The organism is Candidatus Effluviviaceae Genus I sp. (assembly GCA_016867725.1).
Taxonomy (GTDB): Bacteria; Joyebacterota; Joyebacteria; order Joyebacterales; family Joyebacteraceae; genus VGIX01.
In genome coordinates this window covers 1-13,991 of the sequence record VGIX01000012.1, presented here as the reverse complement: position 1 = coordinate 13,991, position 13,991 = coordinate 1, and the positions used below count along the sequence as shown (strand labels likewise).

Below are 13,991 nucleotides of genomic sequence, written 5' to 3'. Positions count from 1 at the left end.
GGAGCCACTGCAACGACATTCACTTCGAGATCGGGCCCGAGCTGCTCCCAGCTCAGCGAGCCGGCAGCCACGGGGACGTGCCCAAGCAGCGGGAGCACCAGCCCGCACAGCATGAGTCGCGTGGCGTGACCTCGGCTAGGGGAGCAGTCGTCGGACCTGATCCGACCATGGCCTGACACAAGCCGTCTCATCTCACAATCACCCCCGTTCTCAGTACGTCTTCCTCCGGAGTGGAGATCCTGATGAAGTACACGCCGGAGGCTACGGGGCGGCCATGCTCATCCAGACCGTCCCACGTCGCACTGTGAGATCCGGCCGTTCGACGGCCTCGCTCCAGCACCCTCACACGCCGGCCAGTCATGGCGTAGACGCAGACTTCTACGTACGTGTCGCACGGCAGCTCATACCGTACGCTGCCCGCGGACGAGAGGGGATTGGGGAAGGCATGCGATGCCGAGAGCCTCTTGGCGACCCTCTCTGGTTCAACGGCGCGGTCGCCCTCACCGCGGGACGGGCACTGGTGATTGTAGTGCGCCTCGACCAGTGCGTGGTCACCCAGACCATCCGGAATCCCGTCGCAGTCCAGGTCCGGCAAGACGTCCTCCTCCGGATCCGGAACGACGCACTGCCCGTCGTAAGCGACCGATCGGAGATCGACGACTGGCTCATCATCGAGAACCACACCGGCAGCTGTGACTCTGACGACCACGGCAGGATCAACACCAGCTCCCGCCGTTATGGTCGCGGTCGTCATTCCATTGGTATCCGTGGGTGCATCCGCATTCAGCTCGCCCGGGCTGCCTCCACAGCAGAGCTGGAAGTCGTAGAGCGCGTTCAACAGAAGAGAGACGGTGATGTTGTTCGCGGGGACATTCGCGATGGGTTCCCCGCAGCCAGTCCTGAGGGTGATCTGAACAACCAGCGTGTCAAGGTCCGAGGCCGGACAAAGCACCACGCATGAGCTATCGGACAACGTGACCGATGACAGGTGGGGATCGATCCGTGACGCATCGCAGAGAGCATCCAGCGCACCCCTCGCGTTCGCGCGGCGAACCGTGATGCGTCCGATGGTCCCCAGGCTGTCCGCCCCGGCAATGATCAACTGCCGGCACTCCTCGGCTGTCAGCTCAGGGTGCTTCGAAAACAGGAGGGCGCCCATGGCTGCGACCTGAGGAGCCGCCAGTGAGGTGCCTTCGTAGTACTCGTACTGGTCAGGAGGCCCTCCTGAGTAGTCCGTCGTGTAGATCCTCGAGTATGGATGGCCAGACACCGCAAACCCTGGCGCCCAGATCTCAGCGCCTTTCTGGTAGCCGCCGTACCCGTCATTCCAGTTCGTTCCGCCGACACCCATGACGTCCTTGTGCGCCGCGGGCCACGACTCGCCTGGGGCCCCGGCAGCCGCAACCAGCAGGACCCCGTGACTGTAAGCGTGACTGATGGCCTCCGACACGCACTGAGACGGAGCCGTGTACCAGCTCATGTTCACGACCCGGGCCCCGTTGAAGGCTGCGTAGTCGATCGCACCTGCGATGGTGCCGGAGTCGTCTACACCACAGCGAATCGCCATCAGTAGGCAGGACCGTCGAGGAGTGCTCCCCTCGCCACCGGCCAGGCCGGCGATACCCCTGGAGTTGTTCGAGGTCGCTCCTGCCACACCCGCGACGATCGTCCCGTGCCTGTCCGATGAGTCAGGGAGCGTGTTGTTGTTCCCCTGATCGAAGTTCCAGCCCCAGAAGTCGTCGACATAGCCGTTGTCGTCGTCATCGATGCAGTTGCCGAGCGGATCATCCCAATTGCGCCACACGCTCCGGGACAGGTCGGTGTGGGACCGATCGATCCCCGTATCGATGATGGCGATGATCGCCGTCGTGTCGCCCGTTTCGATCTCCCAAGCTTCAGGGGCATCGACGTCCGCATCTTCCGTGGCGGTCGTGTCGCCGCGCACCGTCCCGGTGTTGTGAAGGTACCACTGGTAGTCGAAGAACGAGTCGTTCGGATTGCTCAGGAGCTTGATCTCGAATCCAGTCTCTGCCAGCTCGACCTCGGGCAACTCGGAGAGCCCCATGACCGTCTGCATGACGTCCATTCTCTCCGGGAGCCGCAGGTAGTGGAACCCCCGCCGGTCGGAACGCATGCGCGTGACGCCAGCGACTGCCAGCACGGAGTCAATAGCAGCCGCAGAAACGCCATCGCGGAACCTCACGTCAATCGCATGCGGCGCAACTCGGAATGTGTCGCCACCGTACGCGACAAACCACTGGCCACCCTCGCTGAAGTAGTCCAGGCCGTTGAAGACCACCTCGGCCGAGTGGCCCATCGCCGCAGCTGCGAGCGCGACGAGAACTGCGAGTGCTGAGGTGCGGACAGCGTACGCAGGGTGAGTCCGCCAGTGCATGTCGCCCCCCTCCGATCTCGCGACGGATCTCGCGGGCCAAGATGATCTGCGAACCGCCCTGAACGTGCCGGTGAGGCGGGCCAGCAGACCACCGGACTCGCCGTTCGCGTGGCACTGCTACACGCCTCTCTGTAGCGAGTGTACTCCGTTCCCGATTCTCCATCAACTCAACGCCGCACTCACTGGTGTATCGTGAACGACGACTCAGGGTGCTCTTGCTGGTTCCTGTCGATCTGACCCGATCCACGGAGCTGGGCCCGGATGCAGACACGGAGCCCCGGCCACAGACGGCACGGCGAACACTCCGCTGGCAGGAAGCGCAGGCCGGGGGCGAGTACGAGCGAGAGCCGTGTCGAAGGCGCGGGCGGCAGCAGCACGAGGATTCGGGTGCGCAGGTCAGGAGGCAGTCGGGGACGTGGGTACGAAGTGCGAGGTCACTCGGGCAGTTGTCGGTAGCGGTTGTCCACACGGATCGTAGGCGCTGGAGCCCGCGTGCTTCGCAAGATCACGAACCTCACCCTCAAGACCTCGCTTCCCCTCTTCCCCTCTCGGACCTCGTACCGGACCCTTGTGCGCCCGGCCGGCCGCAGGCGGCGTGTCCGGCGGGACGGCGCACGGCAGACGCGCCTCGCTGACCGTGTGACGGTTGCCCGGGGTGACGTCGGCGCGTAGTATTATACATTCATGCCGACGAAACCCACAGCCCGCGGACCGGCCTCGAAGGGCGCAGAGGCCGGCGCACTTGACACTCGGGATACCGCCGCGGACGCCGCGCTGTTCGTCCTCCGCGGCGTGGTCCAGGGCGTGGGCATGCGGCCGTTCGTCCACCGGCTGGCGCAGGAACACGGGCTGGCGGGCTTCGTCGCGAACTCGGCGCGGGGCGTCGTCGTTGAGGCCGAGGGGGCCGCGGAGGCACTCGACGCGTTCGAGCGGGACCTCGTCCTTCGGGCCCCGCCGCTGGCGCGCGTGGACGAGGTGCGGCGCGAGCCGGTCGCGCCCGCCGGCGCCCGGGACTTCGCGATCCGCCCGAGCCTCGACGAGTCCGGCGAGAGCACCATCATCTGCGCGGACGCCGCCGTCTGCGAGGACTGCCTGCGTGAGTTCCTGGACCCGCGCGACCGCCGCCATCGCTATCCGTTCATCAACTGCACGAACTGCGGTCCGAGGTTCTCCATCATCGAGGGGACGCCGTACGACCGCCCGCGCACGACGATGCGCTCGTTCACGATGTGCCCGCGGTGCCGGGCCGAGTACGACGACCCGCTCGACAGGCGCTTCCACGCGCAGCCGAACGCGTGCCCCGTGTGCGGGCCTGCGCTCATGCTGGTCGGCCATGCCGCGGCCGATCCCGCGTCCGACCCGGCCGCGGGCGGCCGCGCGCTCATCAAGGCGGGACGGATCGTCGCAGTCAAGGGGCTCGGCGGCTTCCACATCGCGGCGGATGCCGAGAGTGACGCCGCGGTGCGCGCGCTCCGCGAGCGCAAGCGGCGCCCCGCCAAGCCGTTCGCGCTCATGTGCCGCTCGGTCGAGGTCACGCGCGAGATCGCCGAGATCGGCCCCGAGGAGGAACGTGTTCTTCTCAGCGCGGCCGCGCCCGTCGTCCTGCTCGCGAGGCGCGCGCGCCCGGCCCGCGCGCTGTCGCCCGCCGTCGCGCCGCGGAACGCGTACCTCGGCGTGATGTTGCCGTACGCGCCCGTGCACCACCTTCTCTTCGACGACGAACTCGCCGTGCTCGTGATGACGAGCGGGAACGCCTCGGGCGAGCCCATCGTCGCGGAGCTCCCGGAGGCGCGGGAGAAGCTCGGGGACATCGTGGACGCCTTCCTGACCCACGACCGCGGCATCGAGAACCGCAACGACGACTCGGTCGTCTTCGTCGAGGACGGCCTGACGATGATGGCGCGGCGGTCGCGCGGCTACGCGCCGTATCCGGTGGACCTGGACTGCGGCGTCGAAGGCGCGCCCGAGATCCTCGCGTGCGGCACCGAGCTCAAGTGCACCTTCACGCTCCTGCAGCGCGGCCGCGCGCACGTGAGCCAGCACATCGGCGACATGGAGAACCGCGCGACGCTCGAGCTGTACGAGGAGATGGTCGCGAAGTTCATCGGGTGGCTGCGGGCCGAGCCGCGCGCGGTGGCGTGCGACCTGCATCCCGACTACCTCGCGACGAGGTTCGCGCGGTCGTTCGCGAAGGAGCGCGGCGTCCCGGCCGTCGGCGTCCAGCATCACCACGCGCACATCGCGTCGGTGATGGCGGAGAACGGCGTGACCGAACCAGTCGTCGGGCTCGCGCTCGACGGCACCGGGTACGGGACTGACGGGACCATTTGGGGATGCGAGTTCCTCGTGGCGGACCTCGTGGGATTCGAGCGCGCGGGGCATCTCGCGTCGGTGCCGCTTTCCGGAGGCGACGCGGCGGTGAGGCGCCCGTACCGGGTCGCGCTCTCGCACCTGCGGGCGGCCGGAGGCGACGAGCTGATCGGTGCGGCGCTCCCGCTCTTCGGCGACGTCCCGGCGGCCGAGCTTGACCTCGTGCGCCAGCAAGTCGAGAAGCGCGTCAACTGCGTGGACACGTCGAGCGCGGGGAGGCTCTTCGACGCGGCCTCAGCGATCCTCGGCGTGTGCCGCGAGGTGACCTACGACGCGCAGGCCGCCATCGAGCTCGAGTCGCTCGTGGACGCCGGGACGACGCGGGCGTATCCTCACGAGACGCGCGTCGAGGGCGGCCGCCTCGTCGTGGACGCGGCCCCCGCCGTGCGCGCGCTCGCCGAGGACGCGCTCGCCGGCGCGGCGGTCGCCGAGTGCGCGGCGGCGTTCCACAACACGGTCGTGTCGTTCTGCGCGGAGGCGGCGGCGGCGATCGCGCGGCCCCGCGGGATCGGGAGCGTCGCGCTCGCGGGCGGCGTCTTCCAGAACCGGTTCCTCCTGCGGAGCCTGGTTCGCGCGCTCGAGTCGGACGGGTTCCGCGTGCTCCTCAACAAGCAGGTTCCGGCGAACGACGGTGGCGTGTCCCTGGGCCAGGCCGCGGTCGCGGCGTGGAAGCTCGCGCACGGGGGTGTCTGATGTGTCTCGCCATTCCGGGGAGGATCGTCTCGATCGAGGGGACCACGGCGCAGGCCGACTTCAACGGCGTGACGCGCGAGGTGGACGTCACGCTCGTCCCCGACGTCACGGTGGGGGACTACGTCCTCGTGCACGCCGGCTTCGCGATCGAGGAGATCGAGACCGAGGACGCCGAGGAGATCGGTCTCATCCTCGACGAGATGACCGGTCTTCTGGGGGACGACGGCCCGTGACGCGCGCGCCCGCCGGCCTCGACGTCCTGCGCTCGCAGAAGGTCGCGGGCGCCCTGGTCGAGCGCATCCGCGCGCTCGTGGACCGGCCGGTCTCCCTCATGGAGGTGTGCGGGACCCACACCGTCGCCATCTCGCGCTGGGGGCTCCGCTCGCTCATGCCGCAGGAGCTTCGGCTGCTGTCGGGGCCCGGGTGCCCGGTGTGCGTCACGCCCGTCTCCGGGATTGACCGCGCCATCGCGGCCGCCAGGCTCCCGGGCGTCGCGGTCGTGACCTTCGGCGACATGATGCGCGTGCCCGGCTCGTCGTCCTCGCTCGAGAGCGAGCGCGCCGGCGGCGCCGACGTCCGGATCGTGTACAGCCCGCTCGAGGCGCTCGCCGCGGCGCGCGCTGAGCCCGGGCGCGAGGTCGTGCTCGTGGGCGTCGGGTTCGAGACGACGTCGCCGGCGATCGCGGCGACGGTCGTCCGGGCGGAGCGCGAGGGCGTGCGCAACCTCTCGGTGCTTCCGCTCTTCAAGCTCGTGCCGCCGGCGCTCGAGGTGCTCGCGCGCGTCCCCGGGCGCCCGCTCGACGGGTTCCTCTGCCCGGGCCACGTCAGCGTGATCATCGGCGCGAGGGCGTACGAGCCCGTCGCGGAGCGGTTCGGGATCCCGTGCGTCGTCGCGGGGTTCGAGCCGGTGGACATCCTGGCGGGCGTCGCGATGCTCCTCGCGCAGGCGCAGCGCGCGCGGGACGACTCGGGAAAGGCGGAGGTCGAGACGCAGTACCGCCGCGCCGTCACGCCCGAGGGGAACCCCGCGGCGCTCCGGCTGCTCGACGAGGTGTTCGAGGTCTGCGACGCGGAGTGGCGCGGGATCGGCGCGATCCCGCGGAGCGGGTACGCGTTCCGCGAGCGCTTCCGCGCGTTCGACGCGGTCGCGCGGCTGGGGCTTCCCGAGACGCGCGTCCCGGACGAGAGCGGCTGCGTCTGCGGTGAGATCATGCTCGGTCTCAGGCAGCCGCCGGACTGCCCGCTCTTCGGGACGCGCTGCGCGCCGCGGACGCCCGTCGGCCCGTGCATGGTCTCGAGCGAGGGCGCGTGCGCGGCGTTCCACAGGTACGAGATGTCCGGAGGCGCGGATGGCAGGTGACCGCATCAGGCTCGCGCACGGAAGCGGCGGGGCGGCGATGCACGACCTCGTCGCGCGCGTCATCGTGCCGAGGTTCGGAGGCGAGACGCTCGAGCGCCTCGAGGACGCCGCGGAGCTTCCCGACATCGCCGGCCGCCGGCTCGACCAGGGGCGCCTCGCGTTCACAACGGACTCGTACGTCGTGCAGCCGCTCTTCTTCCCCGGCGGCGACATCGGGAAGCTCGCCGTCGCCGGCACCGTGAACGACCTCGCCGTCAAAGGCGCCGAGCCCGCGTGCCTCACGCTCGCGCTCGTCATCGAGGAGGGGTTCGCCGTGGCCGACCTCGAGCGCGCGCTCGACTCGGCGGCGGCGACCGCGCGCGGGGCGGGCGTCGCGGTGGTCGCCGGAGATACGAAGGTGGTCGAGCGCGGGGCGGTCGGCGGGCTCATCGTGAACACGGCGGGCATCGGCGTGATCCCCGACGGCGTCTCGCTCGGTGCCGACCGCGTGCGCGAGGGCGACGCGGTCGTCGTGTCGGGCACGGTCGGTGACCACGAGACCGCCATCGTCATCGCCCGTGGCGAGCTTAGGGTCGCGGAGACCATCGAGAGCGACTGCGCCGCGGTGCACGGCGTCGCGCGCGCGGCGCTCGCGGCGTGCCCCGACGCGCGAGTGATGCGCGACCCGACGCGCGGCGGCCTTGCGACCACGCTCAACGAGATCGCCGGCGCGGCGGGCGTCGGCATCACGCTCGACGAGCGTGCGGTCCCCGTGCGGCCGTGCGTGCGCGCCGTCTGCGACATCCTCGGGTTCGACCCGCTTTACATGGCGTGCGAGGGGAGGGTCGTTGCGATCGTCCCGGAGGACGCGGCCGAAGCGGTTGTCGCGGCCATGCGCGCGCACCCGCTGGGGCGCGAGGCGGCCGTGATCGGGCGCGTCGGCGGGCGGCGCGGCGTGTACGTCCGCACCGCGGTGGGCGGCGTGCGACCTCTCGTGATGCTCGAGGGCGCGCAGCTTCCGAGGATCTGCTGATGCACGAGCTCTCCATCTGCCAGAGCATGCTGCGCGTCGTGGACGGCGCCATGAAGGCGCACGAGGGATCGAAGCTGCTCCGGATCTTCGCGGACGTCGGTCGCGGCTCGACGGTGGAGCCGCAGCTTCTCCGCGAGGCGTTCGACGTGCTCGTCACAGGCGGGCCGTACGAGGGCGCGGAGCTTGTGATCAACGACATCCCGCTCGCCGGGCGATGCCGCTCGTGCGGGCGGGCCTTCGAGTACCGCGAGATCGCGCTCGGCTGCCCCGCGTGCGGGTCGGCGAGCGTGGACATCGAGTCGGGCCTGGAGCTCTCGGTGAGGGAACTTGAGATCGACGATTAGGGAGGGCGCATGGCGAAGGTGAGCGTGCAGGAGAGGATCCAGTCGGAGAACGAGCGGGTGGCGGCGCAGAACCGCGCCGCGTTCGCGAAGGCGGGCGCGCTCGTGCTGAACCTCGTGAGCTCGCCGGGCTCGGGGAAGACGACGCTCCTCGAGGCCACGCTCGACCGGCTCCCGGCGGCGGGCCTGCGCTCGCTCGTCATCGAGGGCGACGTGAGCACGGAGCGCGACCTCGACCGCGTGAAGGCGCGCGGGGGCGACGGTGTGCAGATCAACACGGGCGGCGGGTGTCACCTGAGCGCGCAGATGGTCGCCGACGTCCTCGGGCGGCTCGACCTCGCGTCGGCCGACGTCGTGTTCATCGAGAACGTCGGGAACCTCATCTGCCCGTCCACGTACGACCTCGGCGAGGACGCGAAGGTGGTGCTGCTCGCCGTGACCGAGGGCGACGACAAGCCGATGAAGTACCCCGCCGTCTTCCACGAGTCCTCGCTCGCGGTGCTCAACAAGATCGACCTTCTGCCGCACCTGGCGTACGACATCGCGAAGGCGGAGCGCGAGGTCGCGGTCCTGAACCCGCGGTGCGAGATCCTCCGCCTGTCGGCGCTCAAGGGGGATGGGATGGACCGCTGGATCTCGTGGATCACGGCGCGGCTGGCCGCCAAGCGGGGGGCGTGACGTGGACCGCGCGCACGCCGTCACGTTGACTCTCATCGTGGTGTCCCTCGCGCTCTGCGCGTGGGTAGTGGGATGCACGTGGAGGCGGTTCGCGGCCATTCCCAGGACGCGAGGCCGCGCGCGGGTCGCGCGGATCGGGTCGCTCGTGACGCACGCCTCGATCCTCGTCATCGTGGCCGGCGGGCTCCTGTCCGCGGCGACCTCGTTCCGCTATCCATCCGCGGCGTACCTCGCGGCGGGCGGCACGCTCGACGTGCTCGCCGGCGGGTTCACCGTTCGGGTCGACGACGCATGGACGACGATGTCCGAGACGGAAAAGCCCGTGGAGTACGTTTCGCTCGTCACGGTGCTCGAGGGCGGCCGCGAGGTGAAGCGCCACCGCATCGAGGTGAACCGGCCGCTCGTCCACCGCGGCGTCGGCGTGTATCAGCACGAGATGCTGCCGTCGCCGACGACGATCGCGAGCGCCACGCTCGAGGTCGTCCTGCCGGAGGGCGGCGGGCGCGTCGTGCGCGTCGAGGCGCCGTTCGACGTCGAGACGCCGGTGCCCGGCACCGACCTCTCGGTCAAAGTCGTGGCGTTCTACTCGGACTTCACCTACGATATCGAGGCGGGGGCCGCCGCGCTCAAGTCCGTGAGGCACGAGAACCCGGCGGTCCTCGTGCACGTGTGGGAGGCCGGGCGGTTCGCCGGGGAGCGTTGGGTGTTCGCGGCCTTCCCCGGCCACAGCGACGCCGCCGCGCTCCCGTGCCGGCTGCTCCTCCTCGGCTACAGGCCGGACTTCCGGCGCGGGCTCACGCGCTTCGAGATCTCCCGCCAGCCGGGGGCGCCGCTCCTGTTCGTCGGGTTCGCCGCAATGTCGGCGGGGCTCGCGCTGATCTACTGGGTTCGCGTGCCGGCCTCGGCCGCGCGCCGACGGAAGGAGGACGGATGACCCCGGTCGCCGCCGTCGACATGCCCTTCTTCTGGGCAGCGTTCTGGTGCTACCTGGCCGCCACCGTCGCGGCGTGCGCGTACGCCGGCCTGCGGTCGCCGCGCCTGCGGGCCGTGGTGCTCTGGCTCTCGGTCGCGGGACTCGCCGCGAACACCGTGGCGCTCGGCGTGCGGTGGGCCCTCTCCGGGCACCCGCCGGTCACGAACCTGTTCGAGTACATGACGCTCTTCGCGTGGGCGACCGTCTTGGGGTTCGTGCTCTTGTGGCGACGGCGGGGCGCGGAGCTCATGACCGTCTTCGGAGCGCCCATCGCCTTCGGCCTCATCGTGCTGGCGTCGCTCGTGCCGGAGAACATCGAGACGCAGCTCATCCCCGCGCTCCAGAGCTACTGGCTGTGGATCCACGTCTCGCTCGCCGTGCTGGCGGAGGCGGCGTTCGCGGTGGCGTTCGTGGCGTCGGTGCTGTACCTGCGCCGCCGGCCGCGGGCCGGTGCGAACGCGGGGAGCGAGGGGCAGGAGCGCGACGAGGCCGGCCGCGACGCGCTCGACGCCATCGCGTACCGTGCGATCGGCATCGGGTTCCCGCTCTTCACCATCGGGGCGCTCTTCGCGGGCGCCGTGTGGGCCGCGCGGGCGTGGGGCGCGCCGTGGTCGTGGGACCCGAAGGAGACGAGCTCGCTCGTCGTGTGGATCATCTACGCGGTGTATCTGCACGCCCGGCTCGTCCGCGGCATGCGGCGCGCCGCGGCCATCATCTCGATCATCGGGTTCGCCGCGACGATCTTCACCATGCTCGGGAGCAGGTTCCTGGGCGGGCTGCATGCGTACGCGTAGCGCGGGGCGGGGCACGCTGACCGGGCGGGCGGCGACGGACGGGGAGGCCGGGTGAGCCCTGAACTCGAGCGAAAGCTCAGCGCGTGGGTGCCGGCGGTCGCGTGGACCGTCCTCATCTTCTGCGTGTCCTCGATCCCCGGCATCGCCCCGATCATCTTTCGCTTCAAGTTCTTCGACAAGCTCGCGCACGCGATCGAGTACGCGGGCCTCGGGATCTTCCTCACGATCGCCTATCGCGGGTCGCTGCCGCGCGGCGCCCGCCTGAGCGCCGCGGCGCTCCTGGCCGTGGCGACCGGTCTCGCGATCGCCGTGGCCGACGAGGCGTACCAGCTCACGGTGCCGGGGCGAGCCGTGGAGTTCCACGACTGGGTCGCCGACGCTACGGGGGTTGTGCTCGGGAGCCTGATCATGGTGTACTGCTACAGGCGGGTCGTGCCGTGGGCGGCACGCGTGGCGGAGCGGCTGGAGAGAGGGTAACGACGGGACGGGTGACGACATGAAGTACCGGGCGCCGAGGGGCACCAGGGACATCCTGCCGGACGAGAGCTGGAAGTGGCAGCGCGTCGAGAGCGTGTTCCGCGAGACGGCCGCGCGGTTCGGGTACAGCGAAATCCGGACGCCGGTGTTCGAGGAGACCGAGCTCTTCGCGCGCGGCATCGGCGACTCGACCGACATCGTCCGCAAGGAGATGTACACGTTCGCGGACAGGAAGGGCAGGAGCCTCACCCTGCGCCCCGAAGGCACCGCCGGCGTGGTCCGGGCGTATGTGGAGCACGCGCTGGGGCGCGGCGGCCGCGTCACCAAGCTCTTCTACTTCTGTCCGATGTTCCGCTACGAGCGACCGCAGGCCGGTCGCTACCGCCAGTTCTGGCAGTGGGGGCTCGAGTCCCTGGGCTCGCTCTCGCCCGTTGTGGACGCGGAGATCATCCACTTCTCGGTGAGCCTCTTCGCGCGGCTCGGCATCCGCGGGACCGAGGCCCGCGTCAACAGCGCGGGCTGCCGCGAGTGCACGCCGGCGTACAACGCGCTGCTCAAGGAGCGGTTGGCGGTGCGGCTGCCGGAGTTCTGCGAGGACTGCCGCGCGCGCTTCGAGAGGAACCCGCGCCGGATGTTCGACTGCAAGAACGAGGCGTGTCTCACGGTGCTGAAGGACGCGCCGTCCATCCTCGGGTCGCTCTGCGATGGGTGCCGACGGCACTTCGAGCGCGTCCAGGCCTACCTCGCGCGGATGTCGGTGCCGTTCCGCGTGGACACCTCGCTGGCGCGCGGGCTCGACTACTACACGAAGACCGTCTTCGAGGTGCACTACCATGGGCTGGGCGCGCAGAGCGCGCTGTGCGGCGGCGGCCGGTACGACCAGCTCGTCGAGGACGCGGGGGGCGACCCCACGCCGGCGTGCGGCGTCTCGTCGGGCGTCGAGCGGCTCATCGCGGCGCTCGAAAGCGAGGGCGCGCTGCCGGAGGCGCAGCCGGGACCGGCCGTGGTCGTCGTCACGATGGGCGACGAAGCGTCGCTGGCCGGCGCTGCGCTCGCGGCGGCGCTCCGCGAGCGCGCCGCGGTGGAGATGGACTACCAGGACCGCAGCATCAAGGCGCAGCTCCGCGACGCGGCGCGGCTCGGGGCGCGGGTTGCGGTCATCGTCGGCGCCGACGAGGTCGCGCGCGGCGAGGCGGTCGTGAAGGACATGGCGAGCGGGGAGCAGCGGTCGCTCCCCGTCGGCGAGGTCGTGGGCGAGGTCGCGCGGCTGCTGGCGGCGTGAGGGCCGGGCCGCGGCCGAAGGCGGGGCAGGGGCACGTCGGAGGACACGCGGGTGGAGAGGACGCTCGGGCACATGGAAGGGCTCAGCCGGACACACACGTGCGGCGCTCTCAGGAAGACCGACGTGGGGCGCGAGGTCGTGGTCATGGGATGGGTCCGCAAGAGGCGGAACCTCGGCGGCCTCCTCTTCGTTGACCTCTACGACCGGCACGGGATCACGCAGGTCGTCTTTCGCCCCGACGACGACCGAGCCCTTCACGCGGCCGCAGCGGACCTGGGGCTCGAGCACGTCATCGCCGTGCGCGGCGTCGTCGCCGCCCGCCCCGACGGCTCCGCGAACGCCGAGCTCCCGACCGGGGAGATCGAGGTCCACGCGCGCGAGATGAGGCTCCTGAACGTCGCGAAGACGCTGCCCTTCGTGCTCGAGGAGCCCATCAAGGCGAGCGACGAGCTGAGACTCGAGTACCGCTTCCTCGACCTCCGGCGGCCGCACATGCAGCGCCTCCTCGAGGCGCGCCACAAGGCCCTGCAGGCGACGCGGCGCTGTCTGGCCGCGCGCGGGTTCCTCGAGATCGAGACGCCGATGCTCGCGAAGAAGACCCCCGAGGGCGCGCGCGACTTCATCGTGCCGTCGCGCGTGCACCCCGGGAAGGTCTACGCCCTTCCGCAGTCGCCGCAGCTCTACAAGCAGATCCTCATGGTGTCCGGCTGCGACCGGTACTTCCAGATCGCGCGCTGCCTCCGAGACGAGGACCTGCGCGCGGACAGGCAGCCGGAGCACACGCAGATCGACTTCGAGATGAGCTTCGTCTCCGAGGACGACGTCTTCGACGTCGCCGAGGGGCTGATGCAGACCCTCTGGCGGGAGGTCCGGGGCGAGGAGATCGCCGTGCCGTTCCCGCGCCTGCGCTACGACGATGCCATGGACAGGTTCGGCTCCGACAAGCCCGACCTCCGGTTCGGCGTCGAGATCGTCGATCTGACCGAGGTCCTTCGGGGCAGCGCGTTCAAGGTCTTCAGCGGCGCGATCGAGGCGGGCGGGGTCGTGCGATGCCTGTGCGCCCCGGGGTGCGGCGGCTGGAGCCGGAGCGAGGTGGACCGCAAGGAAGAGCTCGTGAAGGGGTGGGGCGCGAAGGGGCTCGCGTGGGCGAAGGTCGAGGGCGAAGGGCTAGCCGGCGGGATCTCGAGGTTCCTGACCGCCGACGAGGCGGCCGCCGTGCGGTCGCTCGCAGGCGCGCCCGACGGCGACATGCTGCTCTTCGCGGCCGGGGGGCGGAGGCACGTGAGCGAGGTCCTCGGGAAGCTCCGGCTCGTCCTCCGCGACGAGCTTGGGCTCGCCGACGCGTCCCGCTTCGCGTTCGCGTGGGTCACCGAGTTCCCCCTCTTCGCATGGAACGAGGAGCGCGGGACCTGGGAGGCCGAGCACCACATGTTCACCATGCCGCGCGAGGAGGACCTCCCGCGCCTGGAGACGGAGCCCGGGAAGGTCTACGGGCGGCTGTACGACCTCGTGTGCAACGGGGTCGAGCTCGCGTCGGGGTCCATCCGGATCCACCGCCGCGACATCCAGGAGCGCGTGATGAGCGTCGTCGGCATCACCCGCGAGGACGCCGAGCG

Annotated in this window: 12 protein-coding genes; 11 read left to right on the top strand and 1 reads right to left on the bottom strand. The window is 70.6% G+C overall.

All coding sequences use genetic code 11. The features are described 5' to 3' along the window. Window positions 1-187: 187 nt before the first annotated feature. Entirely contained in the window at window positions 188-2,395 is a 2,208-nt protein-coding gene (locus FJY74_04520; GenBank protein ID MBM3307566.1) for a S8 family serine peptidase, read from the bottom strand. Between the two features lie 684 nt (window positions 2,396-3,079). Between FJY74_04520 and hypF the strand changes: the two genes are divergently transcribed. The 11 genes from hypF to aspS all read left to right on the top strand — a co-directional run. Next, complete coding sequence (hypF, locus tag FJY74_04515; protein ID MBM3307565.1) at window positions 3,080-5,458, top strand: carbamoyltransferase HypF; 2,379 nt, start codon at window positions 3,080-3,082, stop codon at window positions 5,456-5,458. Continuing rightward, window positions 5,458-5,691, top strand: coding sequence for a HypC/HybG/HupF family hydrogenase formation chaperone (locus FJY74_04510; protein ID MBM3307564.1), 234 nt, complete (start codon window positions 5,458-5,460; stop codon window positions 5,689-5,691). Before hypF ends, FJY74_04510 begins: the two co-directional genes overlap by 1 nt. A gap of 26 nt (window positions 5,692-5,717) precedes the next feature. After that, window positions 5,718-6,818, top strand: coding sequence for a hydrogenase formation protein HypD (gene hypD, locus FJY74_04505; protein MBM3307563.1), 1,101 nt, complete (start codon window positions 5,718-5,720; stop codon window positions 6,816-6,818). Then, entirely contained in the window at window positions 6,808-7,830 is a 1,023-nt protein-coding gene (gene hypE / locus FJY74_04500; protein MBM3307562.1) for a hydrogenase expression/formation protein HypE, read from the top strand. Before hypD ends, hypE begins: the two co-directional genes overlap by 11 nt. Continuing rightward, window positions 7,830-8,174, top strand: coding sequence for a hydrogenase maturation nickel metallochaperone HypA (locus FJY74_04495; protein MBM3307561.1), 345 nt, complete (start codon window positions 7,830-7,832; stop codon window positions 8,172-8,174). The genes hypE and FJY74_04495 overlap by 1 nt, the downstream gene beginning before the upstream one ends. A gap of 9 nt (window positions 8,175-8,183) precedes the next feature. Then, entirely contained in the window at window positions 8,184-8,849 is a 666-nt protein-coding gene (hypB, locus tag FJY74_04490; GenBank protein ID MBM3307560.1) for a hydrogenase nickel incorporation protein HypB, read from the top strand. Window position 8,850: 1 nt separating this feature from the next. Further along, entirely contained in the window at window positions 8,851-9,783 is a 933-nt protein-coding gene (locus tag FJY74_04485; protein MBM3307559.1) for a cytochrome c biogenesis protein ResB, read from the top strand. Continuing rightward, window positions 9,780-10,616, top strand: a complete 837-nt coding sequence (ccsB, locus tag FJY74_04480) for a c-type cytochrome biogenesis protein CcsB (protein MBM3307558.1) — start codon at window positions 9,780-9,782, stop codon at window positions 10,614-10,616. Before FJY74_04485 ends, ccsB begins: the two co-directional genes overlap by 4 nt. Before the next feature lie 51 nt (window positions 10,617-10,667). Beyond that, window positions 10,668-11,093: a VanZ family protein gene (locus FJY74_04475; GenBank protein MBM3307557.1), complete on the top strand. Its 426-nt coding sequence runs from the start codon at window positions 10,668-10,670 to the stop codon at window positions 11,091-11,093. Window positions 11,094-11,112: 19 nt separating this feature from the next. Beyond that, window positions 11,113-12,375, top strand: coding sequence for a histidine--tRNA ligase (locus FJY74_04470; protein MBM3307556.1), 1,263 nt, complete (start codon window positions 11,113-11,115; stop codon window positions 12,373-12,375). A 51-nt stretch (window positions 12,376-12,426) separates the two neighbouring features. Then, on the top strand, window positions 12,427-13,991 hold a 1,565-nt coding region (gene aspS / locus FJY74_04465; protein MBM3307555.1), incomplete at its 3' end, for an aspartate--tRNA ligase.

Excerpts from the sequence above, each read along its gene's own strand:
- FJY74_04520 (MBM3307566.1), bottom strand. The coding sequence starts at position 2,395 with ATGCACTGGCGGACTCACCCTGCGTACGCTGTCCGCACCTCAGCACTC.
- FJY74_04510 (MBM3307564.1), top strand. The coding sequence starts at position 5,458 with ATGTGTCTCGCCATTCCGGGGAGGATCGTCTCGATCGAGGGGACCACG.
- ccsB (MBM3307558.1), top strand. The coding sequence starts at position 9,780 with ATGACCCCGGTCGCCGCCGTCGACATGCCCTTCTTCTGGGCAGCGTTC.
- hypE (MBM3307562.1), top strand. The coding sequence starts at position 6,808 with ATGGCAGGTGACCGCATCAGGCTCGCGCACGGAAGCGGCGGGGCGGCG.
- hypB (MBM3307560.1), top strand. The coding sequence starts at position 8,184 with ATGGCGAAGGTGAGCGTGCAGGAGAGGATCCAGTCGGAGAACGAGCGG.
- FJY74_04470 (MBM3307556.1), top strand. The coding sequence starts at position 11,113 with ATGAAGTACCGGGCGCCGAGGGGCACCAGGGACATCCTGCCGGACGAG.
- FJY74_04495 (MBM3307561.1), top strand. The coding sequence starts at position 7,830 with ATGCACGAGCTCTCCATCTGCCAGAGCATGCTGCGCGTCGTGGACGGC.
- hypF (MBM3307565.1), top strand. The coding sequence starts at position 3,080 with ATGCCGACGAAACCCACAGCCCGCGGACCGGCCTCGAAGGGCGCAGAG.